The 26447-nt window shown below is 70.5% G+C and carries 29 protein-coding genes; 15 read left to right on the forward strand and 14 right to left on the reverse strand.

The window, feature by feature from the left end; all coding sequences use genetic code 11:
- Positions 1-36: 36 nt before the first annotated feature.
- From AB0H78_RS32640 to AB0H78_RS32680, 9 genes are all read left to right on the forward strand, one after another.
- Positions 37-765 carry a rhamnogalacturonan acetylesterase gene (locus tag AB0H78_RS32640; protein ID WP_363238489.1) on the forward strand — a complete coding sequence of 243 codons (729 nt, stop codon included), beginning with the start codon at positions 37-39 and terminating at the stop codon, positions 763-765.
- A 61-nt stretch (positions 766-826) separates the two neighbouring features.
- Entirely contained in the window at positions 827-1573 is a 747-nt protein-coding gene (locus AB0H78_RS32645; RefSeq protein ID WP_363238343.1) for a DUF6333 family protein, read from the forward strand.
- A gap of 232 nt (positions 1574-1805) precedes the next feature.
- Entirely contained in the window at positions 1806-3023 is a 1218-nt protein-coding gene (locus tag AB0H78_RS32650) for an MFS transporter (protein ID WP_363238490.1), read from the forward strand.
- Between the two features lie 42 nt (positions 3024-3065).
- Entirely contained in the window at positions 3066-3878 is an 813-nt protein-coding gene (locus AB0H78_RS32655; RefSeq protein ID WP_363238344.1) for an alpha/beta hydrolase, read from the forward strand.
- 24 nt (positions 3879-3902) lie between these two features.
- The gene (locus tag AB0H78_RS32660) at positions 3903-4262 is read left to right on the forward strand and encodes a VOC family protein (RefSeq protein WP_363238345.1); all 360 of its coding nucleotides are present in this window, start codon (positions 3903-3905) and stop codon (positions 4260-4262) included.
- Positions 4259-4897 (forward strand): GNAT family protein, encoded by a 639-nt coding sequence (locus AB0H78_RS32665; RefSeq protein WP_363238346.1) that lies wholly within the window; start codon positions 4259-4261, stop codon positions 4895-4897. Before AB0H78_RS32660 ends, AB0H78_RS32665 begins: the two co-directional genes overlap by 4 nt.
- A 111-nt stretch (positions 4898-5008) precedes the next feature.
- Positions 5009-5806 (forward strand): HAD family acid phosphatase, encoded by a 798-nt coding sequence (locus AB0H78_RS32670; protein WP_363238347.1) that lies wholly within the window; start codon positions 5009-5011, stop codon positions 5804-5806.
- Positions 5807-5875: 69 nt separating this feature from the next.
- Positions 5876-6418 carry an HAD domain-containing protein gene (locus AB0H78_RS32675; RefSeq protein WP_363238348.1) on the forward strand — a complete coding sequence of 181 codons (543 nt, stop codon included), beginning with the start codon at positions 5876-5878 and terminating at the stop codon, positions 6416-6418.
- 104 nt (positions 6419-6522) lie between these two features.
- Positions 6523-7848 (forward strand): S28 family serine protease, encoded by a 1326-nt coding sequence (locus tag AB0H78_RS32680; protein WP_363238349.1) that lies wholly within the window; start codon positions 6523-6525, stop codon positions 7846-7848.
- A gap of 51 nt (positions 7849-7899) precedes the next feature.
- Here the strand turns inward: AB0H78_RS32680 and AB0H78_RS32685 are convergent, their stop codons facing one another.
- A complete protein-coding gene (locus AB0H78_RS32685) occupies positions 7900-8250 on the reverse strand; it encodes a DUF3618 domain-containing protein (RefSeq protein ID WP_363238350.1) in 351 nt (116 codons plus the stop codon).
- Positions 8247-8618 (reverse strand): phage holin family protein, encoded by a 372-nt coding sequence (locus tag AB0H78_RS32690; protein WP_363238491.1) that lies wholly within the window; start codon positions 8616-8618, stop codon positions 8247-8249. Before AB0H78_RS32690 ends, AB0H78_RS32685 begins: the two co-directional genes overlap by 4 nt.
- 175 nt (positions 8619-8793) lie before the next feature.
- On the opposite strand from AB0H78_RS32690, the gene AB0H78_RS32695 reads away from it, so the two are divergent.
- Positions 8794-9024 (forward strand): hypothetical protein, encoded by a 231-nt coding sequence (locus AB0H78_RS32695; RefSeq protein WP_363238351.1) that lies wholly within the window; start codon positions 8794-8796, stop codon positions 9022-9024.
- Here the strand turns inward: AB0H78_RS32695 and AB0H78_RS32700 are convergent.
- A complete protein-coding gene (locus tag AB0H78_RS32700) occupies positions 9001-10017 on the reverse strand; it encodes a YihY/virulence factor BrkB family protein (RefSeq protein WP_363238352.1) in 1017 nt (338 codons plus the stop codon). The two genes, AB0H78_RS32695 and AB0H78_RS32700, sit on opposite strands and share 24 nt — an antisense overlap.
- Before the next feature lie 117 nt (positions 10018-10134).
- Between AB0H78_RS32700 and AB0H78_RS32705 the strand changes: the two genes are divergently transcribed.
- Positions 10135-11289 carry a right-handed parallel beta-helix repeat-containing protein gene (locus tag AB0H78_RS32705; protein WP_363238353.1) on the forward strand — a complete coding sequence of 385 codons (1155 nt, stop codon included), beginning with the start codon at positions 10135-10137 and terminating at the stop codon, positions 11287-11289.
- Between the two features lie 62 nt (positions 11290-11351).
- On the opposite strand, the gene AB0H78_RS32710 is transcribed toward AB0H78_RS32705, so the two are convergent.
- The 10 genes from AB0H78_RS32710 to AB0H78_RS32755 form a co-directional block, all read right to left on the reverse strand.
- On the reverse strand, positions 11352-13034 hold the full coding sequence (locus AB0H78_RS32710) for a rhamnogalacturonan lyase B N-terminal domain-containing protein (RefSeq protein WP_363238354.1): 1683 nt from the start codon (positions 13032-13034) through the stop codon (positions 11352-11354).
- A gap of 15 nt (positions 13035-13049) precedes the next feature.
- Positions 13050-13859: a pectate lyase gene (locus tag AB0H78_RS32715; protein WP_363238355.1), complete on the reverse strand. Its 810-nt coding sequence runs from the start codon at positions 13857-13859 to the stop codon at positions 13050-13052.
- Between the two features lie 86 nt (positions 13860-13945).
- Entirely contained in the window at positions 13946-14761 is an 816-nt protein-coding gene (locus AB0H78_RS32720; protein ID WP_363238356.1) for a hypothetical protein, read from the reverse strand.
- Entirely contained in the window at positions 14761-15321 is a 561-nt protein-coding gene (locus tag AB0H78_RS32725) for a SigE family RNA polymerase sigma factor (RefSeq protein WP_363238357.1), read from the reverse strand. Before AB0H78_RS32725 ends, AB0H78_RS32720 begins: the two co-directional genes overlap by 1 nt.
- 148 nt (positions 15322-15469) lie before the next feature.
- A complete protein-coding gene (locus AB0H78_RS32730; RefSeq protein ID WP_363238358.1) occupies positions 15470-16924 on the reverse strand; it encodes a penicillin-binding transpeptidase domain-containing protein in 1455 nt (484 codons plus the stop codon).
- A gap of 65 nt (positions 16925-16989) precedes the next feature.
- Positions 16990-17652, reverse strand: coding sequence for a response regulator transcription factor (locus tag AB0H78_RS32735; protein ID WP_363238360.1), 663 nt, complete (start codon positions 17650-17652; stop codon positions 16990-16992).
- Complete coding sequence (locus AB0H78_RS32740) at positions 17649-18857, reverse strand: histidine kinase (RefSeq protein WP_363238361.1); 1209 nt, start codon at positions 18855-18857, stop codon at positions 17649-17651. Before AB0H78_RS32740 ends, AB0H78_RS32735 begins: the two co-directional genes overlap by 4 nt.
- Positions 18854-19837 (reverse strand): hypothetical protein, encoded by a 984-nt coding sequence (locus tag AB0H78_RS32745; RefSeq protein WP_363238362.1) that lies wholly within the window; start codon positions 19835-19837, stop codon positions 18854-18856. Before AB0H78_RS32745 ends, AB0H78_RS32740 begins: the two co-directional genes overlap by 4 nt.
- 93 nt (positions 19838-19930) lie before the next feature.
- The gene (locus tag AB0H78_RS32750) at positions 19931-20413 is read right to left on the reverse strand and encodes a GNAT family N-acetyltransferase (RefSeq protein WP_363238363.1); all 483 of its coding nucleotides are present in this window, start codon (positions 20411-20413) and stop codon (positions 19931-19933) included.
- A 4-nt stretch (positions 20414-20417) separates the two neighbouring features.
- Entirely contained in the window at positions 20418-21188 is a 771-nt protein-coding gene (locus tag AB0H78_RS32755; RefSeq protein WP_363238365.1) for an IclR family transcriptional regulator, read from the reverse strand.
- Positions 21189-21316: 128 nt separating this feature from the next.
- Between AB0H78_RS32755 and AB0H78_RS32760 the strand changes: the two genes are divergently transcribed.
- Positions 21317-22843 (forward strand): aldehyde dehydrogenase (NADP(+)), encoded by a 1527-nt coding sequence (locus AB0H78_RS32760; protein ID WP_363238366.1) that lies wholly within the window; start codon positions 21317-21319, stop codon positions 22841-22843.
- Positions 22840-23451, forward strand: a complete 612-nt coding sequence (locus tag AB0H78_RS32765; protein ID WP_363238367.1) for a DUF1349 domain-containing protein — start codon at positions 22840-22842, stop codon at positions 23449-23451. The genes AB0H78_RS32760 and AB0H78_RS32765 overlap by 4 nt, the downstream gene beginning before the upstream one ends.
- A 37-nt stretch (positions 23452-23488) precedes the next feature.
- On the opposite strand, the gene AB0H78_RS32770 is transcribed toward AB0H78_RS32765, so the two are convergent.
- Positions 23489-24883: an MFS transporter gene (locus tag AB0H78_RS32770; RefSeq protein ID WP_363238368.1), complete on the reverse strand. Its 1395-nt coding sequence runs from the start codon at positions 24881-24883 to the stop codon at positions 23489-23491.
- A gap of 70 nt (positions 24884-24953) precedes the next feature.
- Between AB0H78_RS32770 and AB0H78_RS32775 the strand changes: the two genes are divergently transcribed.
- Complete coding sequence (locus AB0H78_RS32775) at positions 24954-25919, forward strand: helix-turn-helix domain-containing protein (RefSeq protein ID WP_363238369.1); 966 nt, start codon at positions 24954-24956, stop codon at positions 25917-25919.
- A 21-nt stretch (positions 25920-25940) separates the two neighbouring features.
- On the forward strand, positions 25941-26411 hold the full coding sequence (locus AB0H78_RS32780) for a GNAT family N-acetyltransferase (RefSeq protein ID WP_363238370.1): 471 nt from the start codon (positions 25941-25943) through the stop codon (positions 26409-26411).
- Positions 26412-26447 lie beyond the last annotated feature (36 nt).

Here is a 26447-nt window from a genome sequence, read left to right on the forward strand (position 1 = left end):
CGCACGACAGGCCCCACCACCCACCGCCCGTTCCGCATCTTCGCGACCGGCGACTCGACCGCCTCGGTCTACGCCACCGACACCGCACCCCGCACAGGCTGGGCCCAGGCACTCCCCGTCTTCGCCGGCCACGGGGTCACGGTCGTCGACCGGGCCCTGTCCGGCGCGAGCACCAAGAGCTACGAGGACTCCGGCCTCCTCGACGCGGTCCTGCGCGACATCCGCCCAGGCGACCGGCTCCTGGTCTCCTTCGGCCACAACGACGAGAAGATCACCGACCCGGCCCGGGGCACCGACCCGTACACGACCTACCAGACCTACCTCCGCACCTTCCTGGACGGCGCCCGCGCCCGGGGCGCCCACCCGGTGCTCGTCACCCCCGTCGAACGCCGCCGCTTCGACGCGGACGGCCATGCGAAGGCGTCGCACGGCGAGTACCCGGCGGCGATGCGGGCCCTCGCGGCGGCGGAGCACGTCCCGCTGATCGACCTCCAGGCCCTCAGCCTCGCCCTCTGGGACAAGCTCGGCGCCGAGGACACCAAGGCCTGCTTCCTCTACGCGGACGCGGGCACCAACCCCAACTACCCCACAGGCGTTGCCGACAACACCCACTTCCAGGCGCACGGCGCGATCGAGGTGGCCCGACTGGTCGCCACGGCCCTGCACGCCGAACGGCTGCTGCCCGCCGGGACGTGGCACGGCCTGGACCGCGACGTCCCCGACTCCGCCATCGTCTTCCCGGCCGGACTCCCGGACCTGACGTGAGACGTGCGGAGTGCCGGTCTCCGTGAAGTGCGTTGTCAGTGGGCGTAGTTAGGCTCTGGGCATGACCGATGAGACGAGCGGTGCGACGGGTGAGAGCGCGGACGACGAAGTGCTGCCCAAGTGGGGCACTGCCGAGCTCACCCTGCGCTTTCCTCCCTTTCCCGAGCCGGGCGCGCTGAGCGATCCGTATTTCGCCCCGCACGATCCGGTCCGGGCCCGGGCGGTCGTCGAGGCTCTGGGGACCGTCGCGGAGGTGCTGGAGGAGCTGCCCGACCGCCCGGAGGTGGGGGACGTGTCGAGCACCGCGGTACGGGCCGATCTCGAACTGGTCGCCGTCGGCTGCTGGGGCAATGTCGTGCATGTCCTCGACCCCGCACTGGTCGGGGACCTCCTCGCCGACCCGATGGACACCGAGGTGCTGAGACAGCGTCAACTGCACCCGGAGGCACGGATCGCCGGGTCGGTGGAGGTGGACTACGGGAACTCCTACCTTCAGGACCTGGTGGTTCTGCCGGGCGGTGAGGAGATGAACGTCTTCGGCTGGGACTGCGACGACGACTGGGACTATGTGGGCGACCCGGAGGCGGTGCTCCGCGCCCTGGGGATCGGCCGTGAAGCGGCGGCTGCGGCCGAGTTCGATCTCGACGAGGAGCCGCGCGACCGTGACTGGTCCGCTCTCGGCACCCTGGCCATATGGGGGGTGGCCACCGGCCACCACGCCGTCGACCGCCAAGTCTCCGTCTTCCGCGTCCGCCGTACGGAGAACGCCGCATTCGATCTGGAGGAGATCTGGTTCGGGCGCAGCTGATTAATGGCTGTCGCTCCGTGCGGAGCGTGGCTAGCCTTCAAGTTCTTCGTGAGTCATGAGGAGTGGAGAGTCGAGATGCCCGGTCGCCCGGGCACGCGCTGACGTCGTAGGCCGGATTCGGCCCGTCATCGCGTGCCGCCACCGATCCGCGGCACAGCGATCCTTTTCTCCGCCCGGTATCCGGGCTCTGTCCTCAGTGACTCAAGGACCTGCCGTGCCTCGTACCGTCCTCATGCGCGACCCCGCCTTCCGTCGGCTCTGGGCGGGGCAGACCGCCTCGCAGTTCGGCGCCCAGAGCAGCCAGGTCGTGCTGCCGCTGCTCGCCGTGGTGTCGCTCCATGCCGACGCCGTCCAACTCGGCGCCCTGCGCGCCGTACAGCAGGTGCCGATCCTGCTCTTCTCGCTCCTCGTCGGCGTGTGGGTGGACCGGTGGCGCAGCCGCGGCGTGATGGTCCTGGCGGACTTCGGGCGGGCTCTGGGGCTCGCCGCGATCTCGGTCGCGGCGCTTCTCGGCGTGCTGGGCATGCCGGTGCTGCTCGCCGTCGGCTTTCTCGTCGGGGCTCTCTCCGTCTGCTTCGACGTGGGCTATCAGGCTTCCCTCGTACGGCTGGTGCGGCGCGATCAGCTGGCGCGGGGCAACAGCGCGCTCGAAGGCAGCAGGTCGGCGGCGCAGATCGGCGGTCCGGCGCTGGGCGGCGCGATGGTGTCGCTTCTCTCGGCGCCGCTCGCCGCCGCCGCGAGCGGGTTCTTCTTCCTCGTGTCCGCGCTGTCGCTCCGGGGGATGCGCGGTGCCGATTCCGTAGCGCAGCATGCCGGGCGGTCCCCGCGCCTGGGACGGCAGATGCGGGAAGGGTTTCAACTGGTCTTCCACAACGCATCGTTGAGGTCCGTCGCCATCGCGAGCGGCATCTTTCAGTTCTCCTTCGCCGCCCTGATGACCGTCTATCTGCTCTTCCTGCCCCGCACGCTCCAGCTGTCGGGGGCTGCCGTCGGACTGGTCCTCGCGGCCATGGGCCCGGGCGCGTTGCTGGGATCGCTGCTCGCCTCCCGCCTGCCGGAACGATTCGGGTACGGGACCGTGATGGTCACCTCGGCGGTGCTCGCGGACGGGGCGATGCTGTGCGTTCCCGCCCTGCACGGCCCCTCCGCCACCACCGTCGCGCTGCTCATGGCGGTCAACTTCGCCTTCGGCGTCTTCAGCCAGCTCGTCGACATCACCGTCACGACCGTCCGGCAGGCGATCACCCCGGTCGGGATCCAGGGCCGGGTGGTCGCCACCATCAACTTCGCCGGCATGGGGCTGACCCCGCTCGGGTCGCTGCTCGGCGGCTGGCTGGCGGGCAGGTGGGGACTGCGTACGGGACTGCTGCTCACCGCGGTTGCTCTCGCGCTGTCCCCGGTGTTCATGGCGTCCTCCCCGCTGGCACGCCTGGGAAAGCGGCTCACGTAAAGTCCGCCGCACGATCAGAAGCGCATCACCGGGGGGGCCCGCATGTCGTCGTGGTCGGAGCATCGCCTTGTCCGTGACGGGGTGCGTCTCGTCTGCCGTGACCGGGGCGGCCCGGGGCAGCCGCTGGTGCTGCTGCACGGGCTCGCCGGGAGTGCGGGGGAGTGGGACGGGATCGCGGGACGGCTGAGCTCCCGCTACCGCGTCGTCGCCGTCGACCTGCGCGGGCACGGGGACAGCGAGCGGCGGCCCGGCGATGTGTCGCGGGCCGCCCATGTCGCCGATGTTCTCGCCGTACTCGATGCGCTGGAGCTCGAACCGGCCGTCCTGGTGGGCCAGTCGCTCGGCGGTCATACGGCCATGCTCACCGCCGCCGCGCATCCCGGGCGGGTCCGCGGGCTCGTACTCGTCGAGGCGGGTGCGGGAGGGCCGAGCCCGGATGTGGGCGCCGAGGTCGGCGGGTGGCTCGACTCGTGGCCCACGCCGTTCGCGACCAGGGAGAGCGCCGCACGGTTCCTGGGCGGGGGGCCGGTGGGCGAAGGCTGGGCGGCCGGTCTGGAGGAGCGCGACGGCGGCTGGTGGCCGCGGTTCGACACCGACATCATGGTCGGCTCCCTGGCGGAGCTCGGCCGGCGCGCGTTCTGGGACGAGTGGGAACGGGTGACCAGTCCGGTCCTGGTGGTCCTGGCGCAGTCCGGATTCATCCCGCCGGCGGAGGTCGACGAGATGTTCCTGCGCCGCCCGGCCACGGTGGGCGTGAGCGTCCCGGGGGCCGGACACGACCTGCATCTGGAACAGCCCGACACGCTGTGCGCCCGGATCGTCGACTTCGTCGAGGGGCTGGGGACGACAGAATGACACCGAACCCGAAGGGAGTTGGCGATGGCAGTGGGCCGCGTGGTACCGAATATCCAGATCCGGCAGGAGGCGGAGGCCATGGAGGAGAGCAGGGGCTTCTACGGCCTGCTCGGCTTCGAGGAGGTCATGAACCACGGGTGGATCATGACGCTCGCCTCCCCGTCCCAGCCGGCGGCGCAGATCAGCCTCATGACCGATGACAGGACAGCGCCGGTCGCACCCGACCTGAGCGTGCAGGTGGACGACGTGGACGCGGCGCACGCGGCCATGGTGGCCGCGGGCGCGGAGATCGTGCATCCGCTGCAGGACGAGGAGTGGGGCGTGCGCCGCTTCTTCGTCCGGGATCCCAACGGACGTGTGATCAACGTGCTGAGTCACCGGTGACGGACTTCGCGCTCAACGGGCCGCCGCTCGAAGGCGATCGCGTACGCCTCGAACCGCTCGACCACCGCCACGCACCGGATCTGGCCGCGGCGGCGGGGGAGGACCGGGCGTCGTACGGCTTCACCCTGGTGCCCGATCCGGCGGCGATCGGGCCGTACATCGACGCGCAGCTCGCGCGGGCGGCGGCGGGCAGGCTCGCACCGTACGCACAGATCGACAGGGCCTCGGGGCGGGCCGTGGGGACCACGGCCTTCTGGGAGCCGCGGCTGTGGCCGACGACCGGCCGGCTGCGGGCGGTGGAGCTCGGCTTCACGTGGCTCGCGACGTCGGCCCAGGGCACCGGCCTGAACGTGGAGTCCAAACTCCTGCTGTTCCGCCACGCGTTCGAGAACTGGGGCGCGGGCCGCGTCGATCTGCACACGGACGCACGCAACAGCCGCTCGCGCGCCGCGATCGAGAAGGTGGGCGCACGCTTCGAGGGCGTGCTGCGCAACTGGGCGCCGTCATCCGCCCCGGGCGAGGAGGGCCTGCTCCGCGACTCCGCGATGTACTCGATCATCGCGCAGGAGTGGCCGGAGCGGCGGGCCCTCCTGGAGGAACGCCTGGCGCGGTACCGGCCGGGGGCGGGCCTGTGAGTCGTACAACGGATGGGCAAAGAGGCTTGTGCGGTTGATGTGATGCGCGTAGATATCCAGTCACCTGCGATCCCTCCCCGGTCGGAAGACCAGAAGCGGAGTCATCCCTCCATGCGTATATCCCTGAGAGTGGCGGGGCTCGCCACCGCCACCGCCTGCGCCGTCGCCGGAACGGTCCTGTACGGAGTCGGCACGGCCGGCGCCGGCAGCGCCCAGTCCGAACACACCGCGGAGCCCCACAACATCGGCTCGCTCGTCACCGAGATCTCCCAGTACTACGGTGCCGCCAAGGACAGCGCCGGTGTGTGGCAGGCCTCGTCGAGCAGCGCGTACGCGAAGGACCTCGCACGCGTCGAGGCCAAGGCCAAGCGCACGATCGCCGACGCGGCCCGGCACGGCGGAAAGGGCAAGAAGCCGGCGGTCGTCTTCGACATCGACGACACGCTGCTGCTCAGCCTCGACTACGAGATCAAGACCAACTACACGTACAACAGCGCCACATGGGCGGCGTACGTTGCCCAGGCGGACCGCCCGGCCGTGTTCGGCACGCCGGAACTGATCGACTACGCCACCGAGAAGGGCGTGACGGTCTTCTACAACTCCGGCCTCAAGGAGTCGCAGCGGGCCGACGCGGTCGCGAACCTGAAGAAGGTCGGGATCGACGTCAACCTCGACGCCGACCACATCTTCCTGAAGGACGCGGCCAACCCGCCGGCGTACCTGAGCGACTGCGCGACGGCCACGGCCTGGACCTGCACCACCGTGCAGTACAAGTCGGGGACCCGTAAGCACATCGAGTCCGAGGGCTACAACATCGTCGCCAACTTCGGGGACCAGTTCTCCGACCTCCAGGGCGGCTACGCGGACAAGACGTTCAAGTTCCCGAACCCGACGTACTTCGTCCAGTAGAACCCCCGCACCACGCCGCCGCCCGCCGGGCCCCGAGCCCGCGGGCGGCGGAGCGGATATCGTGCGGCGGTGACCGGACCTTCGCCGCTGCCGCTTCCGCTGCCGCTTCCGCTGCCGCTGCTCTTCCTCGACGTCGACGGACCGCTCATCCCGTTCGGGGCGACACCGCAGCAACTCCCGGACGGCTACCCGGTGTACGAGCACCCCGACCGGGACGGCAATCCGCTGCTGTCGCGGCTCGATCCCCGGCTCGGCGCCCGGCTCGCGGCGCTCCCCTGCGAACTGGTGTGGGCCACCACCTGGATGTCCGAGGCGAACGAGTGCATCGCCCCGCGGCTCGGGCTGCCGTCCCTGCCCGTCGTGGACTGGCCCGATCCGTCGGACGACGACACGCACGGCGTGCCCGGCGGGCTCCACTGGAAGACGCGGACGCTCGTCGCCCGGGCCGGCGGGCGCCCCTTCGTCTGGGTCGACGACGAGATCACCGGCGCCGATCGTGCCTGGGTCGCCGCGTATCACCCCGTACGGGCGCTGCTCCACCGCGTCGACCCCGCCCTCGGGCTCACCGGTGCGGACTTCGGCGCTCTGGAGGAGTGGCTTCGTGCGGGGTGAGCCGTGCGGCCCAACTCCCTTCTGCCGGAAGCGATCACAGCGAAACAGAAAGCGCATACCATGCGGCGCAGCTACTCCATCGCTTCCGGATGAGGGGACATCGCATGCGCAGCAAGGCCCTGCCCGCACTGATGTGCGCGGCACTGATATCGGGGACCGCGGTTCTCACCGGCGCCTCTCCCGCGTCCGCAGTAAGCGCGTACTCCGCCAGTGACGACATCAGTGAGCAGCTGGCGCTGATACCCGGGCTCAGCGTCGTCTCCGTCGCCGACAAGGGCGGATTCCCGTACTACACGCTCACGTTGACCCAGCCCATCGACCACAGACACCCGGGCAAGGGCACCTTCCAGCAGCGGTTCACGCTCTGGCACAAGGCCGCAGCCAAGCCGATGGTCCTCTACACGGGCGGCTACACCCTCGCGACCTCCACCCGCGAGATCACCACCCTGCTCGACTCCAACCAGGTCAGTGTCGAGCACCGCTTCTTCGCGGAGTCCCGGCCCGCCGCCGTCGACTGGAAGGACCTCACCGTCTGGCAGGAGGCGAGCGACGAACACGCCATCGTCCAGGCCCTGAAGAGCATCTACACTGGCAAATGGCTCGGCACCGGCGCCAGCAAGGGTGGGATGACGCAGGTCTACCACGAGCGTTACTACCCGCACGACCTCGACGCCGTCGTCGCCTACGTCGCGCCGAACGACGCGAACAACAAGGACGACAGCGGATACGAGAAGTTCTTCAAGACGGTCGGCACCCAGGAGTGCCGCGACGCGCTCGACGCCGTGCAGCGCGAGATGCTCGTACGCCGCCCGGCCATGCTCCAGCGCTTCGAGGCCACGTCCGCGGAGCAGGGCCTCACCTTCCAGTACCTCGGATCCGCCGACCGGGCCTTCGAGTTCTCCGTACTCGACCAGGTCTGGAACTTCTGGCAGAGCGGATCGGCCGCCAACTGTCCCACCATCCCCGACGCCGCGACCGCCACCGACGACGAGCTCTACACCTGGTCGCTCGGCCACGGCCTGTCGATCTACTCCGACCAGGGCAACGGCGCCGAGGGAACCGGCCCGTACTACCGCCAGGCAGCCGCCCAACTCGGCTGGGCGGACCTGAAGTTCAAGCACCTCAAGGATGTCCGTCACTACCCGGACATCTACCAGCCCAACTCGGTCCTGCCCGCCTCCATGCGTACCTCGTACGACGGGCAGGCGATCTCCTCCACCGACCGCTGGGTCTCCACCCGCGGCGAACGGATGATGTTCATCTACGGCCAGAACGACCCGTGGAGCGCCGAGCGCTTCAAGCCGAGCAAGCACGACTCACGGCTGTACGAGGCCCCGGGCTCCAACCACGGCGCCCTGATCTCCAAGCTGACGCCCGCGGACCGGGCGGCCGCCGAGGCGACCGTGAAGAGGTGGGCCGGGCAGCAGTAACCGGTACTCGGCAACCGGCAACCAGCAGCCGGCAGCCTGCCAACCGGTGGGTCAACTCCGCCTGCGGCGGCGCCGTACCACCAGCAGCACCACGACAGTCGTCCCCGCGGCGGCCGCCAGCACCACAGTGCGGTTGCCGCGGGTCTGCCGTGCGGCCCTGACCGCCGTCTCCTTCACCGGTTCGGGCAGCTTGTCCTGGACCTGGTGCGCCACATCGGCGGCCATGGTCCTGAGCTCCCCGGCCTTGGCTGCCGCCTGCCGGGTGACCTCGGTGGCCTTCTCCTGGGCGCGCGCCTTGACGTCGGCCTTGGCGGCCAGCGCCTGCACCGTCCGCCCGAGGTCCTCGCGGGTGTGCTCGATCTGCTCGCGCAGTTCCTGCTGGTCGTGGTGTCGTTCGGTCATCGGTGCGCACTCCTCTTGATCTCGGCCACATCGGCCTTCACGTTCTCGACGGTCTCCGCGGGGGTGGGCGGGGCGGCCCGGGTCACCTGCTTCTTGCCGGTCAGCGCCAGTACCGTGGCGATCGCCGCCAGTACCGCGGTCATGATCAGTGCGCCCGCCCATACGGGAAGGGCCACCGCCAGCGCCGCGACGGCGGTGGCCACCGCGGCCTGGGCGGCCAGGAACCCGGCGAGTCCCGCACCGCCGAACATTCCGCCGCCCTTGCCGTACCGCCTGCCCTTGGACTTCATCTCCGCCTGCGCGAGCCTGAGTTCACCGCGCACCAGTTCCGTCAGCTGTTGCGAGGCCCGCTGCACCAGTTCGCTCACGGGTGCGTTCACCGGCTCCGTGTCCACGACGATCACCTCCTGTCTCCGTGTCCGTCCGGCGCGGGTACCCCCGATCGGCCGTTTCAGGGCGGAACATCCGAGAACAACCTGTTCACGCGACCTTCACAAGCCCCGCCGGTGCCTGCGGCGGTGAGGGGCACCCGGGGCGTGTCGTGTGGTGCTGTTCGCTGCGGAGGGCCCCGGGATCATGATCGTCGTCGCGTTTCTGCTGCTGCCGGGAATGGCCGTGCTGCTGTACGGGCTGGACCGCATGGAGGACTGGCTGTTCACGAGGGAGCACCAGACTTCGGCGTCCGGAATCGTGCCAGGGCTCGGCCGGAACCACGCTCCGAGCAGCAGCCGAACATCCGGGAGAGACGGCCTAACTCTCTTCGACCTCCCCTAGCCTGCGCCGGTCCTCCTCGTCCCATTTCCTCGTGTCGCGCGGCTCGACGTACAGCTCCGCGTCGGCAGGCAGCCCGCCGGCGATCGCCCGCTGCCGGGCGGTCTCCGCGTCGAATTCGAGCCCCAGAAGGATCGCCAGATTGCTGATCCACAGCCACACCAGGAAGACGATGACGCCGGCCATCGTTCCGTAGGTCTTGTTGTACGAGGCGAATCCGGCGACGTAGACCGCGAAGCCTCCCGAGGCGGCCAGCCAGATCAGCAGCGCCAGCAGGCTGCCCGGGGCGATCCACCGGAGGCCCCGCACCTTCGCGTTCGGGCTCGCCCAGTACAGCAGTCCGATCATGACGGTGACCAGCACGACCAGTACGGGCCACTTGGCGATCGACCACACCAGCAGGGCGCTGTCCCCGATGCCGAGCGCGGCGCCCGCCTCCCTGGCCAGACCGCCGGTGAAGACCACGATCAGGGCGCTGACCACCGCGAGGATCATCAGTACGACCGTCAGCCCGACCCGTACGGGCAAGGTCTTCCACATGGGTCGGCCTTCGGGCATGTCGTAGACGGCGTTCGCGGCCCGGATGAACGCCGCGACATATCCGGACGCCGACCACACCGCCAGGACGAGGCCGACGACGACCATGACCGAGCCGAGGCCGCTGCTGTTCTGCAGCTGCTCGACGGCCTGGGTGATGATGGTCCTGGCCGATCCGGGGGTGAGCTTCGTGAGGTGTTCCAGCACCGTGTCCGTGGCCGACCTGCCGGCGAGGCCCAGGACCGAGACCAGGACCAGCAGCGCCGGGAACAGCGACAGCATTCCGTAGTACGTGAGTGCCGCCGCGCGGTCGCTCAGCTCATCGGCCTTGAACTCCCGCACGCTGCCCCGCAGTACGGCACCCCAGGCCCGCATCGGAAGCTTCGTCGGCGAATCCGGGGCCGTCGGGCCCAGTCCGCCGAGCGTGCCGTTCTGCGCTGGAACATGTGACTTCGCCATACGGGCCGGGTACCCGCGGCCTCCCCTCGTACGCGGCACAGCGAACCGGCGGCAACCTTTTCGCGGCGGGGCGGCGACTACCGCCCGTAAGCATCGCCGAGGAAAGGAACGGCTGCTGTGAGCAGCACGACCGGACGCCATCGCAGGACCCGCACGCTCTCCATCGCCGCCGCTGTCGCCGTCGCGGCCGGCGCAGGCGGTGCCTGGCTGGGGCTCGCGCCCAAGGACGCCGGTGCGGCCGGCTCCACCGTGGTCGTCTCGACGACAGCGGCGCTGCAGAGCGCGGTCGCGAGCGCGACGGCCGGAACCACCATCCAGGTGCGCGCCGGTACGTACTACCCGACCGCCACCCTGAAGTCGACCGCCGACGGCACGTCCGCCGCCCGCATCACCCTCGCCGCGTACGGCAGCGAGAAGGTGAAGATCGACGGCTCCAAGCTGCCCGCCGGATCCTGGCTGGCCGGAATCTACGGCGACCACTGGACCGTGCAGAATCTCACCTTCCAGAGCTCGCCCGCACAGGGCTTCGTCGCCACCTCCTCCGTCGGAGGCATCTTCAAGAACCTCGTCACCGCGAACAACGGCGACTCGGGATTCACCCTGCGCGGCGACGGCACGACGGACAACCTGGTCCAGAACCTGGACAGTTACGGCAACTACGACGCGGCGACCCACGGCCAGAACGCCGACGGGCTCGCCATCAAGTTCGGCTCGGGCACCGGGAACAAGGTCACCGGCGCCCGCCTCTACAACAACTCTGACGACGGCATGGACCTGTGGCAGTGGGCCAGCCCCGTCACCATCGAGCACAACTGGTCGTTCGGCAACGGCAGGAACCGCTGGTCCGACACCGCCTTCGAGGGCAACGGCAACGGCTTCAAGCTCGGCGGAGGCGGCGCCAGCGCGGCGCACGCCGTCAACAACAACGCCGCCTGGGACAACACGCTCCACGGCTTCACCGAGAACAGCAACCCGGGCGCGATCATCCTCAACCGCAACACCGCCTACGCCAATACCGACGACGGGTTCTACTTCGCCACCTCCAAGGCGCGCCTGGCCCGCAACCTCGCCGTCTCCAACGGCACCGGCAAGGCGCAGCTCGGCTCCTCGACGGTCTCGGCCGCCAACAACTGGGACACCGGGATCGCGACTCCCGCCTTCGTCTCGACCAGCGCCACCACGGCGTACGGCGCCCGGAGCAGCAGCGGTGCGCTCCCCGCGACCACCTTCCTCACCACGGGATCCACCACCATCGGTGCGACGATGAACTAACGTACTTTGCACGCGAGTTGGCCCCCGCCGGATCCGGCGGGGGCCAACTCGCGTCCCTCACCTCACGCCAGCAGCTCGACCGTGTCGAAGGCGGTGCCGGGACTCAGGAAGCCCGACCCCGTCGAACCGCTCACCACGCTGATCTTCAGCACGTTGTAGGCGCCGGTGTCCGTCTTCCACGCCGTCGCGGGCACGGTGTAGACGAAGGTGTGGTTGTTCCCCCGGTACGACCCCGTCGTCAGCGAACGGGTCGCAGGCTGCGCGGGCGGCGAGGGAATCGGCGACACCCAGTCGTTGACCGTGATCTGCGGACGGCCGTTGATGTACGCGGTCGTCACCCCGATTCGTACCGCGTGCGCGGCCGCAGCCTGGGCGGCGGTCAGCTTGAAGTAGACCAGGATGCCGTCGTTGACGTCCTTCCAGAGGTAGCAGGGAAAGGCGGCGGCCTCGTTCCCGCTGCCGATGACGACATTGCCCGTCCAGGCGGCGGCCCTGGTGTCGGACGGATGCGCGTACGTCATGAGCTCGGCGTTCTTGAACTCACCCGGTGTGCCGTCCCAGTTCCCGATCCGCCAGATCGTGCTCGCGCTGCTGGGATCGGACGCGACGGCCAGCGTGTGCAGCGCGGTCGTGCCGCCCGCCGTCACCGTCACCGTGTCGCTGTGGACGCCGAGTTCACCCTTGTACACGGTCATCGTGTACGTTCCCGGGAGCATTCCGGGGCAGGAGAAGGCGCCCGTCGACGCGGCGGCGGACGCCCAGTACTGCGCATCGGCGTTCGCGAAGCCCACCGTGTACGCGTACGAGGTGTCGCGCCCCGAGATCCCGACGCCGGCCACCTTCCCGCGCCCGCCCGCACCGACCCAGCCCGCGATGCCCAGGCCGTCCACCCACGAGGTGTCGCGGTTCCTGGCGAAGAGCGAGGCGGCGGGCGCGCCGCCGTCGGTGAAGCCCAGGATGTAGGGCCCCTGCAGACCGAACCGCTCGGCCTCGGTCTGGCTCTGGTTGTAGTGCAGGATCTCGTACAGGCCCACGCCGCCGTCGTTGGAGTGACGGAGCAGCGAGCGGTAGAAGGGGCCGCCGGACGCCTTCTCGTGGTTGGAGCGGACCATCCACAGGCCGGTCGATCCGGTGGTGAACCCGACGTAGTCGTAGTCCATCACCCGCACGCCCGAGTAGTGCTTGGAGTGCGTCTGGCCGCCCGACCTCACCCAGACGTCGCCCGCCTCGATGATCGTGTCCGAGGCCTCGATCCAGGAATCGGCACCGGTGTTGGGGAAGATGCCGGCCTTGATCCGGGCGATGTAGCGGGTGGCGGTGAAGGAGGCGTCCGCTTTGTTCGTCCACATGTAGACGTTGTTCTGGCCGCTCCGCGCCGCGTAGTAGTGCTTCAGCGTGCCGTGCACGACGGTCACCAGGATCGTCGTCCCCGACTGGGCGATGGTGACGGTGGAGGCGCCGAGACCGGACTCGACGTGCGAGTGCTTGCCGCCGTACCCCTCGTACTCGGTCGACTTGTGGACCAGCGACGTCAGATCGCCGGTCGACTTGCCGACCTTGAAGACGAGGCTCGCGCCCGTGTCGATCACATAGTTGCTGCCGTCGTCCGTGAACCCGAACGTGGCGGCGGACGCCGAGGAGAGCAGACCGGAGCCGGTGACGACGGCCGCTCCGGTCGCGGCGACGCCCAGTGCGCCCGCGCCGATGACACGGCGGCGGGAGGGGTGTCTCTTGTGCGTATGCATCGGGAAGACCGCCCCCTACTCGTAACTGATGTCCGAGGCGGTGTACCTGCAGTACGTGCCGTCGGGGCCGCTGCCGGTCTCCTTCGGCTCGGCGCCCGTGCTGTTGCCCGTGAAGCGGGCGCAGATCTTGATCTTCTTGCTGCTGTCGCCGTGGATACGGATGTTGCGCAGCGCGACCGTGTCGCCGTAGTTGGTGTTGATGCCGGCGATCGTCTTGCCGGGCGCGGTGATGTCCACGTCGTTCACGATGATCGTGCGCTTGTACTGCTTGGAGCAGTTGCCGCAACTGCGCACCAGCTTGCCGAAGTTGGACAGCTGGAACTTGGTGATGACGAGCTTGCCCGCTCCGTTGAACTGGAACGTCTTGTCGGTGGCGCTCCTGGCCCCGCCGCCGTACACCGTGTAGACGGAGGAGGCGGAGGTGCCCTTGAAGGTGGCCGCGTCCTCGCCGACGTCCTCCCACCAGACGTTCTGCAGGGTGCAACTCCCCGCACAGTGCACGCCGTCGGCGGCCGGGGAGCCGATGATGACGTTCTTGAGGACCGCCCCGTCCTTCAGGTTGAAGATCGGGTCCTGCCCCTCCTCCTGGCCGCTGCCGCCGAGGTCGCCGGCGCCGGTGAAGCGCTTGTACCCGCCGTCGTACGTCCCCGAGACCGAGATGGTCGAGGACACCGACTGGCTGCCCTTCGCCGTAGGCCAGGCGCTTGCGGCACCCGCGGACGACAGCGAGACGCTGGTGAAGACCGCCGCTCCGGTCAGGCCGACTGCGGTGGCCAGGGCGGCAGCTGTGCGGCGGCGTGTGAGGCGCCGCTTGTGTCGACTCATGGTTCCCATTCCTTGCGTGGGGGCGAGAGCTTGCGCTCATTGGTCGCCGCCGCATCAGGATGGGTTGCCGCCCCGGAGGGGAATCTTCACGCGAAGTCGCCCTGGACCTCGGCCCGCTTCCCCGACGCCGTGCCCTGGACCGTGTACGTGTCGTCCTTGGCGTCGCGGCCGCCCTGGGCGTGGTTGTACTGGCCCGCGAAGACATGCTGTCCGGCAGGGACCGTACGACCCGCCTTCAACGTCCAGCGGTAGACGAGGAAGTGGCCCTCTTCCTGCACCGAGACGGTGAAGTCCTCCACGGGCAGATCGCGCCAGTTGCCGGTGTCGGCCACGCCGTCGGTCAGCGCGACACGCAGTTCGACGGTGAGGGCATCCAGCGGGGTGCGGTTCTTGAAGGTGATGTTGGACTGCGCCCAGTACGCGGTCGATTCGGGGTCGATCGACCCGTCGGCCAGCAGTGTCCCTGCGGGCGCCGAAGGCAGCGCCGAGACCGGCGGGGAGGCCGGCGGCGAGGAGTGCGCGGTGCCCTTCGGGCTGTGCGGCGGCTTCGCGGGCGGCACCACGTGGTGCGAGGGCCGGGTGCTGGAACTCGCCGTGGGGGAGGGCGACGCGGTGGTCGTGGACTCCTCCGGCGTCGGGCTGGTGGCCACGGTCTGCTGCGGCCCGTCGTCCTGGACCGCCGAGGCGACGGCGTACCCGCCCGCCGCGCACACACCGGCGACCACGGCGGTCGCCCCCACGGCCCGCAGCCAGGGGCCGAGACCGCGCGAGCGTTGGTGCCGGTGCGGTGCGGCGGGTTCTGGCTCGAACATGCCGCGCTCCACCCGCGCCAGCATCCGCTCGCGGTCGGGACGGTGCGCCCCGGCTGCTTCCTTGAGCTGCTTCTCCAACTCGTCCGCCATCAGTTCCTCCCTCCGCTGCGTTCCGTGGCCACCGCGGCGCGGATGCGCACCGGGGCCTGCTGTGTGCCGAGGATCCGGCCGAGTTCGGCCATACCCTTGGAAGTCTGGCTCTTGACCGTACCCACCGAGATGCCCAGTGCCTGCGCGGTGTCGCGCTCGGACAGGTCGAAGGCGTGCCGCAGAACGACGCAGGCCCGCTTGCGGAACGGCAGTTGCCGCAGCGCGTCCTGCACATCGACCACGGCCGATATGTCCGGGTCGTCGGCGCTTTCGTCGCGCTGCGACCAGAAGAGCGTGATGCGCCGCCTCTCGCGCACCGCACTCCTGATCCGGGTGCGGGCCATATTGCTGACCACCCCACGGGCGTACGCCACCGGATGATCGGCGGCGCGGACACGGTCCCAGCGGTGCCAGAGTGCGAGGAGCGCATCGGCGGCCAGGTCGTCGGCCGCATCCGCCTCGCCGGTCAACAGGTGCGCGAGCCGGGCGAGTTCGGCGTAGTGGGCCTCGAAAAAAGCATGGAACTCGGCGGCAGCGGCGTCGTCGACGGCTGTGCCCACGGGGGAACTCTCCCTGTACGAAAGCTGTGAATGCGGCCCGCCCCCCTGCGGTCCCGCCGAAGCGAGATGCGAGAGCGTACCAGCGCACGCGAAGGGCGCGAACATCTCTGTTCGCGCCCCTCGGCATCCCCATTCCGTCATGTCCCCTTTATGACGAACCGAGCGCCGCCTTCATCATCTTCTGCGCGATCGGGGCCGCCAGACCGTTCCCGCTGACCTCGGAGCGCGCCGCGCCCGAGTCCTCGATGAGGACGGCGACGGCCACCTCCTTGCCGGTGCTCGAGTCCTTGGCGTACGAGGTGAACCAGGCGTACGGCGTCTTGCTGTTGTTCTCGCCGTGCTGCGCCGTGCCCGTCTTGCCGCCCACCTCGACGCCGCTGATCTTCGCGTTGGTCCCGGTGCCCTCGTTCACGACGGTCTGCATCGCGCTCTGCAGCTCCTGCGCCGTGGACGAGGAGACGACCTTGCTGGAGGACGGGTTCTCGTACGACTGGACCGTGTCGCCGTGCGCGTCCGTGACCTTGGAGACCATGTGCGGGGTGACCAGCACGCCGTCGTTGGCGATCGCCGCCGAGACCATCGACATCTGCAGCGGGGTGGCCGTCACGTCGAACTGGCCGATGCCCGTCAGCGCGGTCTGCGACTTGTACTCCGTGGTCGGGTACACGCTCTCCGCCGCCCGCACCGGAATGTCCAGCTTCTCCGTGTTGAAGCCGAACTTCTCCGCCATCGCCTTGACCTTGGACTGGCCCAGGTCGACCGCCATCTTCGCGAAGACGTTGTTGCAGGAGTACTGCAGCGCGGTGCGGATCGAGGCGTTCTCGCAGGGCGCCGACGCGTTCTCGTTCTTCAGGACGGTGGAGGTGCCGGGCAGCGTGTAGGGGTTCGGGCTGGTCGTCCTCTCGTCGGCCGAGGAGTACAGGCCGTCCTCCAGCGCCGCCGCTGCCACCACCAGCTTGAAGGTCGAACCGGGCGGCAGCGCCTGGCGCAGGGCCCGGTTGAGCATCGGCTGGTTCTTGTCGGTGGTCAGCTTCTCCCAGGCGGTGCCGTCGGTGGAGCCGCTGATCGTGGACGGATCGTAGGAGGGCGTGGAGACCATGCCGAGGATCGCGCCGGTCTTCGGGTCGATCGCGACCGCCGCGCCCTTCGTGGTGCCGAGTGCGTGGTACGCGGCCTTCTGCACGGCCGGGTCGATCGTCGTCAGCACATCGCCCGGGTCGGTCGCCTTGCCGGTGAGGGCGTCGACCGGGTTCTTCAGCCTGGTGTCGGTGCCGGACAGGTCCTTGCCGTAGATGCCTTCGAGCTGGGTCGCCCCGTACACCTGTGAGCTGAAACCGGTGACCGCCGAGTAGAGCTTGCCGTCGGTGTAGGTGCGCTTGTACTTGAGATCGCCGCTGTCCGTCCTCTTCGATCCGGTGACCGGCGATCCGGCCACGATGATGTCCCCGAGCGGGTTCGCGTACTGCGCGATGGTGGTCCGCCGGTTGAGCTTGTCGTCTGCGAGGGCCTCGCCTTTGTAGAACTGCACATAGGTCGCCCGCCCCAGCAGGGCGAGGACCAGCAGCAGACAGAAGGCGGAGGCGCGCCTGATCGTCTTGTTCATCCCACTCAGAGGGACGAGCGGGCAGGACCGTGGCGTTCCGTGTTCCGGGGTTTCTCAGAAATCTCTCATTTGGGGTGAATGAACCCGGATTCGTACGCGGCGATCACTGCCTGTGTGCGGTCCCTCGTTCCGGTCTTCGCCAGCACCGCCGCCACATGGGATTTGACCGTCGCCGGGCCGACCTCCAGACGCGCCGCGATCTCGGCGTTGGTGAGCCCGGTCGCCATCTGCCGGAGCACCTCGGCCTCGCGGTCGGTGAGCCTGGCCGCCCAGGCCGGGGGAGCGGGCCTCGCGGAGTGGTGGAGCGAGGCCAGCTCGCGTACGGCGGCGGGGAAGAGCAACGAGTCGCTGCGCGCGACCAGGCGGACCGCCTGGACCAGGTCCTCCGCCGCGGCCCGCTTCAGCAGGAATCCCGACGCCCCCGCGCGCAGCGCGTCGTACACGTACGCGTCGTTCTCGAAGGTCGTGACCACGACGATGCGCGGCGGCTCGGCGAGGGTGGCGAGGATCTGCTCGGTGGCGCGGATGCCGTCGATCCCGGGCATCCGCACATCCATCAGGACCACGTCGGGAAGCAGCGAGCGGACCACCGAGACCGCCTCCGCGCCGGTCGCCGCCTCGCCCACGACCTCCAGATCGGGCTCGGCGTCGAGGATGACGCGCAGCGCGGTGCGGACCATGCGCTCGTCGTCGGCGAGGACGACGCGCGTGGCCTTAGCGGGGGTCATCGGGGCAGCTCCACGGTCAGCCGCCAGTGCCCGTCGTGCGGGCCCGCGACCGCCCGGCCGCCGAGCAGCGCCGCCCGCTCGGCGATGCCGCGCAGGCCCCGGCCGCCTCCGGGACGTACCACCGGGGGCTGCCCGGGGAGCGGATTGTCCATCGTGATCTCCATCGTCCGCTCCCGTACCGTGACCGTCAGCTCCACCGGCGAACCGCCGCCGTGCCGCAGCGCGTTGCTCAGCCCTTCCTGCACGATGCGGTACGCCTCCCGGGAGACGGGGGCGGCGACCGCGGCCGTATCGCCCGTCACCGTGCAGCTCACCCGGACACCGCAGTGGGACAGCAGACCGTCGAGCCCCTCCAGCGTCGGGCCCGTCGTCCCGTCCACCTCGCCCTCCCTCAACAGGCCGAGCACCGCGTCGAGTTCACCCACCGTGCGCCGGGTCGTCTCCTCGATCGCCGTGAGCGCCTCCCGCACGAACTCCACATCCGTCTCCAGGACCCTGCGCGCCGCACCCGCCTGCAGCGTCACCGCACTGAGCGCATGACCCACCGAGTCGTGCAACTCCCGTGCGAGGCGGTTGCGTACGGCCAGATCCGCCGCCCGTTTCTCGGCGGCGGCCAGCCGGTCCGACGGCGTGGGACCGAGGAGTACGGGCGCCGAGCGGGCCAGCAGCCGGCCGGCTCCTGCGGCGCACAGCGCCAGCGCGAGGAGCATGGCCACGCCCGCCGGAGGGGCCAGCAACACCCCCCAGCCGTCGAAGAGTTGGCGCACCCCGTACCGCGAGGTGCGCAGCGTGTCCGAGAACGGCAGCGCGACCAGCAGCACGGCGAACGGCGGAAGCGCGAGCGTCGCCCCGCTGAGCACCCCGCCGACCCCCAGATGCAGGGTGAACCAGCCCGCCGTGCGCACCCGGGCCGCCCGCGTCCTGGCAGGCCCGTCCGCCAGCGGTTCGCCGTCGATCCCGCACAGCGCCCGTACGGCGAAGACCGACAGCGGGCGCACCAGCGGCAGCAGAGCGGTCACCGCGGCCAGCGGCAACGCCAGGGCGAAGGTGGCCAGTTGGAGAGGGAGGGAGATGAGGGCGGAGCCGTCCTGGGCGATACCGCCCACGATCACCGAGCCGACGAGGAAGTACGGCATGAGCAGGGCGCCGCCCAGGATCAGATGGACCCAGCGCAGCCGCGCCCGCGCCCCGAGAAGCCGCTTCACGCGGCCCGGCGGGCGGTGAGGAAGCGGGTGAGCACGACTGCCCCGAGCGCGCCGACGATCATCTCGCAAGCGTAGATCAGGTACATGAAGCCCGTCTGGCGATCGACCGGGTCATGGCCGGGACTCAGCGAGGCGAGCGCGATCCAGCCGCCCCAGCAGCCCATGGCCGCGCACCCGGTCCAGGCGAGGGCGAGCGCGGTGCGCCGGTGGGAGGGGCGGAAGGCGAGGGCGAGCAGGCCGGTGGCCGCGGCCACGGCGAGCACGACGTAGACCGCGTTGAGGCTGTAGGCGTCGCTGTCGAGCTCGGCGATCCGCCCCGCGTTCAGGCCGCGGGTCCCGCCGCACGCCCAGTAGAGGTTCGTCGCGGCCGCGACCAGGGCGGCCAGGGCGCCGCCGGCGGCCGTGATCCGGTAGGGCGCCGTCATCGGCGCGGCCGCGCCGCCGCGCCACAGGTGACCCCAGCGCCGGATCGCGTACGGGACGAAGAGCACGGCCAGGGCGGCGGCCTGCACGATGAACCCGGTGTAGACGACGGTGAAGACCCAGTCGGCGAGGAACGGGGTGCGCGCCGCGCGGTGCTCCGCGCCTCCGCCGCCGCCCAGGGCGCGCGTCACGACCTGCACGGGGAAGCCGAGGACGATCGGGCCGAGGAGTCCGGTCGCGACGAAGACCGGGACGGTCAGCAGCCAGGACCTGACCCGCAGCCCCCAGTCCATGGTCAGCAGCAGCACGAGCAGGACGAGAGTCGCGTCGAGCGTCACCGAGACGATGTTGGCGACGACGAGGGAGGTGTCCGGGTGGCGCAGATCGCTGCCCTCCGGAATGCCGACGACGCTTCCGGAGATCCAGGCGACCTTGAGCGCGAGATAGGGCAGGCATGCGGCGATCGCCACGGCCCGCACGATGCGCTGATACGTACGGAGCGGTGCGCCCGCGGGAAGGGCGGGGGCGGGGGCCGGAGCGAGCGGTGTCCGTGTCATGACACCCACGCTCCAGGACCGCCCGCTCCCCGGCGTCCTGCGCTGCGACGATCCGTCTCCGCCGCGCGGCGGAGACGGGCCTCGTCCGCCTTGCTACTCCGGCAGGGCGAGCACGACCTCGTCGATCTCTTCGCCGCGGAAGTTGGCGAAGCCGCGCTCATGACCGGTGATCACGAAGCCGCACTTCTCCAGGACCCGCCGCGAGCCGGTGTTGTCGGCGGCCGCGTGGGCGAGCAGCGGGCGCTCCGTCACGATCTCCAGGAGCCCGGCCAGGGCGGCGGTGGCGATTCCCTTGCCCCAGTGGGCGCGGTCGATGAAGTACGTGACCTCGCGTTCGCCGGGAGGGCCGTACACCGAGGTGTGCCCGACGACCGCACCGTCGGCGAGCACGGTCCTGATCACGTTGGCCTCGTCGGCGCGGATCTTGGCCCAGTGGACGTCGAAGGCGGCCCGGTCGGTGGGGTCCTTGCTGGTGAAGGCGGCGATCCGGTTCGACTCGGGATCGCTCATGTGCCCGTAGAAGAAGGGAAGATCGGCGTCCTCGACCTCGCGCAGCGTTATCTCGATGGCACTCATGGGCTCAGAGCCTACGAGTGGCGAGGGTCAGCCGGTCGCGGGCGTCGAAGAGCGCGTCCTTGACCATCTGCTCATGGGCGGGGGTGAGCCGGGCGACGGGCACCGAGCAGCTGATCGCGTCGCGCGCCGGAGTGCGGTACGGGATGGCGACACCGAAGCAGCGCAGGCCCAGGGTGTTCTCCTCGCGGTCGACCGCGTACCCCTGCTCGCGGATCAGGTGCAGCTCCTCGATGAGCTTCTCGCGGTCCGTGATGGTGTGCTCGGTCAGCTGCGGCATGGTCTCGGGGAGCATCTTGCGGACCTGCTCGTCGCTGTGGGTGGCGAGCAGCGCCTTGCCGAGCGAGGTGGAGTGCGCGGGCAGCCGGCGGCCGACGCGGGTGAAGGGGCGCAGGTAGTGCTGCGACTGCCGGGTGGCGAGATAGACGACGTTCGTCCCGTCGAGGCGGGCGAGGTGGATGGTCTCGGTGGTGTCGTCCGACAGGCGGTCGAGAGTCGGCCGGGATGCCGCGACGACCTCGTCGCCGTCGATGTACGAGGTGCCGACCAGCAGGGCGCGCACCCCGATGCCGTACCGCGTGCCCGTCGCGTCCGTCTCGACCCAGCCGAGCTCCACGAGAGTGCGCAGCAGCATGTAGAGGCTGGACTTGGGGTAGCCGACCGCCTCCTGGACGCCGGCGAGGGAGTGCAGGCCGGGGCGCCCGGCGAAATATTCGAGGAGCTCCACGGTCCGCACCGCGGACTTGACTTGTGCCCCACCTGTCTCGGCAGCCGACATTGGATCTTGCCCCTCTTGTCAAGGCGGAACGCCCGTTATTAGAGTTCCAGAGTATTCACCACCAGGAACGCTGTTCAGAATACCGAACAACTCTGGCGGACGGCAGTAGATCTGGAAGGACGATCGCGGTGGCAGCAACACCAGTCTGGAGTGTCGACCCCCGAACCGGGAAGCCGCGTGAAGAGGTTGCGGTGGAGGCAACGGCTCAGGAGGTGGACGAGGCGGTGCGCGCCGCGCACGCGGTACGCGGATCCCTCGCCGACCGCAGCGTCCGTGCCGCCTTCCTGCGGGCCGCCGCCGACTTCCTCGACGAGGCGGGCGAGCACGTCATCGAGGCGGCCGACGCGGAGACCGCACTCGGCCCGGGCCGGCTGACGGGCGAACTGGCCCGTACCACTGCCCAGTTCCGCGCCTTCGCCGCCGTGGTCGCCGAGGGTTCCTTCCTCGACATCCGCATCGACCACGCCGACGCGAGCGCGACCCCGCCCATCCCGGACCTGCGCCGCTTCAAGATCCCGCTCGGCGTGGTCGCGGTCTACTCGGCCTCCAACTTCCCCCTCGCCTTCTCCGTACCCGGCGGCGACACCGCGAGCGCGCTCGCGGCGGGCTGCCCGGTCGTCGTCAAGGCGCACCCGGACCACCCGGCCACGTCCGAGCTCTGCGCGTCGGTGCTGCGCAGGGCGGCCGAGAGCGTGGGCCTGCCGGCCGACGTCATCTCCGTCGTCCACGGCTTCGAAGCAGGCGTGGAACTGGTCAAGCACCCCCTCGTCTCCGCCGCGGGCTTCACCGGATCCGTACGCGGCGGCCGCGCCCTCTTCGACGCCGCCGCGGCCCGCCTCACCCCGATCCCCTTCCACGGCGAACTCGGCTCGCTCAACCCGGTCGTGATCACCGAGGCGGCCGCGGCAGAGCGTGCCGAGGAGATCGGCACGGGTCTCGCGGGCTCCATGACGCTGGGCGTCGGCCAGTTCTGCGTGAAGCCGGGCCTGGTCCTGGCGCCCGCTGGAGACGCGGGTGACGCACTGGTCAAGTCGCTGACAGCGGCGGTCAGTTCCACCGCTGCGGGCGTGCTCCTGGACCACCGTATGCGCGACAACTTCATCGCGGGCGTACGGGAGCGGGCCGAACTCACCGGCGTCGAGGCCCCGGTGACGCCCGGCGCGGGCGGCGAGCACACGGTCAGCCCCGGCTTCCTGACGCTCCCCGCGTCGCTCCTGGCGGCCGACGGCGACCACGACCTCCTCCTGGAGGAGTGCTTCGGCCCGGTCACGGTCGTGGCGCGCTACGAGTCCCCCGACGAAGTCACCGCGGTCCTCTCCCGCCTCCCCGGCAACCTCACGGCCACGCTCCAGGTCTCCACGTCGGAGGCGGCGGGCGAAGGCGACGGCGCCGCGCTCCTCACGGAACTGACGCCGCTCGCGGGCCGCGTCCTGGTCAACGGCTGGCCCACGGGTGTAGCGGTGGCCCCCGCCCAGCACCACGGCGGCCCTTACCCGGCGACCACCTCGACCTCGACGTCGGTCGGCGGCACGGCGATCGAGCGCTGGCTGCGCCCGGTCGCGTACCAGACGACCCCCGAGGCACTCCTCCCGCCGGAGCTCCGCGAGGGCAACCCCCTGTCGCTCCCGCGCCGCATCAACGGGCTCCCGGAGTGACGCCGCAGGTCCCCGAACTCCCCTTTGAGCTGCGGGAGTTCGGCCCTTCGGCCCCCTGGTCGTACGACGAGGGAACGCTCTCGGTGACGGCGGGCCCCCGCCAGGACCGCTTCGTCCCCCCGGCCGGGGAGGCACTCGACCCCGCGTCGGACGCGCCCCGGCTGCTGGGGACGGCTCCGGCAGGCGACTTCCAGCTCCTCGCCCGGGTGACGGTGGAGTTCGCGGGCGCGTTCGACGCGGGCCTGCTCTACCTCCACATCGCGGACCGCGAGTGGGCGAAGCTCTGCTTCGAACTGTCCCCGGAACGCCCGACGATCTGCACGGTGGTGACGCGCGGCCACTCGGACGACGTCAACTCCTCGGTGGTGGAAGGCAACACGGTCTGGCTCCGGATCAGCCGTACGGGCAAGGCATTCGCCTTCCACGCGTCGGAGGACGGCGAGAACTGGACGTTCGTGCGCGTCTTCGCACTGGGCGACGCGGAGTCGGCGGCAAAGGCGCAGATCGGCTTCATGGCGCAAGCACCGGTGGGGGAGGGCTGCGCGGTGACCTGGGACAACATCGAGTACCGCGCGTACGCCCCGAAGGACCTGCGCGACGGCACGTGATGCGGGTGACCGGCTGATGTCGGGCCGGGTGGGGAAATCACCCCCGCCCGGCCACCCGCAGCCGCGCCGTGGCCACCGACGTCAGCGCCAGCAGCCCCGCACTCACCACCAAGGCCTCCCGCATCCCGGACGCGAACCCACCCGACCCCGCGACCAGCGCCCCGAACGCCGCCACGGCCAGCCCGCCCGCCACCTGCCGCCCGGCGTTCAGCACCCCGGCCGCCAGCCCCGCCCGCTCCTCCGGCACAGCGTCGAGCATCGCAGCGGTAAGCGGCGGAACGGTCAGCGCGACCCCCACGGCCAGCGGCATCATCAGCGCCGCCACCACCAAAAGCGGCGTGGAAGCAGACACGGCCAGCAGCACCAGCAGCCCCGCCACGGTCGTCAGCTGCCCCGCCAGCATCGGCACCCGGAACCCGTACCGGCTCGCGAGCTTCCCCGAGGCGATGTTCACCACCGGGATCAGCGCGGTCATCGGCAGGAACATCAGCCCGGCGCCCAGCGCCGACCCCCCGCGCACCTGCTGGAAGAAGAGACTCAGCACGAAGATCACGCCATAAAAGGCGACATTGTTCGCCGCCCCGACGGCCACCGCGACGGCCACGGTCCGATTCCGGAAGAGAGACAGCGGCACCACAGGGTGCGGCTGCCGCGACTCGACGACGAGAAACACGATCAGCGCGCCCACGGCGACGATCCCCGCCACCACCCCGGCCACTCCGCCCTCGATCACCGCGTACGTCACCGAGCCGAGCATGACCACGGCCATCACCTGCCCCGGCACGTCCAGCGGCGCGGGCCGCCGCTCGGACCGGGGCGCCCGCGCCAGCAGCACCAGCGCCGCGATCCCCGCCGGCAGATTGATGAAGAAGATCCCGCGCCAGCTCCACGCCGAGGTCAGCGCCCCACCGGCCACAGGGCCCAGCGCGACGGCCAGAGAGGCCCCGGCCGCCCAGAGCGAGATCGCGCGGGCCCGCTCCACCGGATCCCCGTACGCCCGGCGTACGAGAGCGAGCGAAGCCGGCAGCATCACCGCGGCCGCGACCCCCTGCACCACCCGCGACCCGATCAGCACCCCGAGCCCCGGCGCGAGGCCGCACGCCGCCGAGGCAAGGGTGAACAGCGCGATCCCGATGCCGTACGCCCGTCCGGCCCCGATCCGGTCCGACAGGGCCCCGGTCGAGAGCATGAGCGCGGCGAAGGCCAGCGTGTAGCCGTCGACCACCCACTGCAGCCCGGAGAGTCCGCCGCCCAGATCCGCGCCCATGGCGGGCAGCGCGACCGTCACGGCGGTCGCGTCCAGGGTGATCAGGAAGAAGCCGAGAAGCGCGGCGACGAGCATCAGCCCAGGAGCGGATCCGTGCCCGGGACTGTTCAACTCCCCACCGGAGGAAGCGGATCGGGACGAGGATGCGGCGGCTTTCGTTGTCATGCCCCCAGCCTGCCGATCATGACCGCCGTGCAATAGTGGCCCGATTGCCATACGTCCGGAGGTTCTGGCCATGTCCCTCACACGTCGCCGTATCGTCGTCGTCGCCTCCCCGCCGGTCTCGATGTTCAATCTCGCGATCCCGGAGATGATCTTCGACAAGGTGGAGGTGGACGGCGGCCCCGGCTACGAGACCGTCATCTGCGCCCCCGACCCCGGCCCGGTGGCCACCACCGGAGGCCTCGACATCCACGTCCGCCAGGGTCTGGAGGCCGTCGCAGGAGCCGACACGGTGATCATCGCGGGCGCCGGGATCCGCCAGCGCTTCGACACCCGCACCGTGGACGCGGTCCGCCGGGCCGCCGCCGACGGCAAGCGGATCGCCTCGATCTGCAGCGGTGCGTTCCTCCTCGCCGAGGCGGGCCTGCTCGACGGCCGTACGGCCACCACGTACTGGCAGATGGCGGGCGAATTCGGCGCGCGCTACCCCGCTGTCGACCTCCAGGACGACGTCCTCTACGTCCAGGACGAACAGATCCTCACAGCCTCCGGATACGCCGCCGGGATCGACCTCTGCCTGCACCTCGTACGCAGCGACTACGGAGCGGCCGTCGCCAACACCGTCGCCCGGCTCGCCCTCGTCGCCCCCGTACGCCCCGGTGGCCAGGCCCAGTTCACCGAGACCCCGCTCCCGCCCGAGCGCGGCGTCTCCTTCACCGACACCCGCGCCTGGACGATGCGCCACCTCGACGAACCGCTCACCCTCACCGACCTGGCCCGCCACGCAGGCGTCTCCGTCCGCACCCTCTCGCGGCGCTTCCGGGCGGAGACCGGCGTCTCACCGCTGCAATGGCTGCTGCACCAGCGCATCGAGCGGGCCCGCGAGCTCCTGGAGACCACGGCGCTCCCCATGGACGCGATCGCCCGCTCCAGCGGCCTGGGCACCGCCGACTCCCTGCGCACCCATCTCCTGCGGAAGACGGGCCTGACCCCCTCCGCCTATCGCGCCTCCTTCAGCCGCATTGCAACCGTGAGCTGACCTGCACGCGTCACCTACTCCATGATCCGTACAGCGCTCCCCGCCGACATCGACACCATCGCAGCCCTCCACGCGGCAGCCCGCGCCACGTACTACGAAGGCCACATACCGGAGTCCGAGTACGCGACCCCGGAGATCCACGCGCAGGTGAAGGAAGGCTGGTGCAAGGCCGTCGCCCGCGCCGACGGCGGGGTCCTGTGCGCCGAGGACGGCGGAAGGGCCGTCGCCGTCGCAGCCTTCCGGGAGATCGACGGGGCGATGACCCTCACCCAGTTCCACGTCGACCCCGCCCACTGGGGCCGCGGTGTCGGCTCGGAGCTGCACACGGCCGTCGTCGCCGCCTGGCGGCAGGCCGGCATCGGCGACGTACGGCTGACGGTGTTCGAGCACAACCTCCGCGCCCAGCGCTTCTACGCCCGCCACGGCTGGAGCGCGGAGGGCCGGGACTCCGACCACATCGCGATGCGGTTCACCGTTCCCGCCGGGGAATGACCGGATCAAGGGCGGTGTTCTCCCTCCCGGAAGACA

The organism is Streptomyces sp. NPDC050738 (assembly GCF_040654175.1).
GTDB lineage: Bacteria > Actinomycetota > Actinomycetes > Streptomycetales > Streptomycetaceae > Streptomyces.

What these genes read in the sequence shown, in the direction of transcription:
- AB0H78_RS32645 (WP_363238343.1), top strand. Translation starts at nt 827, where the DNA reads ATGACCGATGAGACGAGCGGTGCGACGGGTGAGAGCGCGGACGACGAA.
- AB0H78_RS32650 (WP_363238490.1), top strand. Translation starts at nt 1,806, where the DNA reads ATGCGCGACCCCGCCTTCCGTCGGCTCTGGGCGGGGCAGACCGCCTCG.
- AB0H78_RS32655 (WP_363238344.1), top strand. Translation starts at nt 3,066, where the DNA reads ATGTCGTCGTGGTCGGAGCATCGCCTTGTCCGTGACGGGGTGCGTCTC.
- AB0H78_RS32660 (WP_363238345.1), top strand. Translation starts at nt 3,903, where the DNA reads ATGGCAGTGGGCCGCGTGGTACCGAATATCCAGATCCGGCAGGAGGCG.
- AB0H78_RS32670 (WP_363238347.1), top strand. Translation starts at nt 5,009, where the DNA reads ATGCGTATATCCCTGAGAGTGGCGGGGCTCGCCACCGCCACCGCCTGC.
- AB0H78_RS32680 (WP_363238349.1), top strand. Translation starts at nt 6,523, where the DNA reads ATGCGCAGCAAGGCCCTGCCCGCACTGATGTGCGCGGCACTGATATCG.
- AB0H78_RS32685 (WP_363238350.1), bottom strand. Translation starts at nt 8,250, where the DNA reads ATGACCGAACGACACCACGACCAGCAGGAACTGCGCGAGCAGATCGAG.
- AB0H78_RS32700 (WP_363238352.1), bottom strand. Translation starts at nt 10,017, where the DNA reads ATGGCGAAGTCACATGTTCCAGCGCAGAACGGCACGCTCGGCGGACTG.
- AB0H78_RS32710 (WP_363238354.1), bottom strand. Translation starts at nt 13,034, where the DNA reads ATGCATACGCACAAGAGACACCCCTCCCGCCGCCGTGTCATCGGCGCG.
- AB0H78_RS32715 (WP_363238355.1), bottom strand. Translation starts at nt 13,859, where the DNA reads ATGAGTCGACACAAGCGGCGCCTCACACGCCGCCGCACAGCTGCCGCC.
- AB0H78_RS32720 (WP_363238356.1), bottom strand. Translation starts at nt 14,761, where the DNA reads ATGGCGGACGAGTTGGAGAAGCAGCTCAAGGAAGCAGCCGGGGCGCAC.
- AB0H78_RS32730 (WP_363238358.1), bottom strand. Translation starts at nt 16,924, where the DNA reads ATGAACAAGACGATCAGGCGCGCCTCCGCCTTCTGTCTGCTGCTGGTC.
- AB0H78_RS32735 (WP_363238360.1), bottom strand. Translation starts at nt 17,652, where the DNA reads ATGACCCCCGCTAAGGCCACGCGCGTCGTCCTCGCCGACGACGAGCGC.
- AB0H78_RS32745 (WP_363238362.1), bottom strand. Translation starts at nt 19,837, where the DNA reads ATGACACGGACACCGCTCGCTCCGGCCCCCGCCCCCGCCCTTCCCGCG.
- AB0H78_RS32750 (WP_363238363.1), bottom strand. Translation starts at nt 20,413, where the DNA reads ATGAGTGCCATCGAGATAACGCTGCGCGAGGTCGAGGACGCCGATCTT.
- AB0H78_RS32755 (WP_363238365.1), bottom strand. Translation starts at nt 21,188, where the DNA reads ATGTCGGCTGCCGAGACAGGTGGGGCACAAGTCAAGTCCGCGGTGCGG.
- AB0H78_RS32770 (WP_363238368.1), bottom strand. Translation starts at nt 24,883, where the DNA reads ATGACAACGAAAGCCGCCGCATCCTCGTCCCGATCCGCTTCCTCCGGT.
- AB0H78_RS32775 (WP_363238369.1), top strand. Translation starts at nt 24,954, where the DNA reads ATGTCCCTCACACGTCGCCGTATCGTCGTCGTCGCCTCCCCGCCGGTC.
- AB0H78_RS32780 (WP_363238370.1), top strand. Translation starts at nt 25,941, where the DNA reads ATGATCCGTACAGCGCTCCCCGCCGACATCGACACCATCGCAGCCCTC.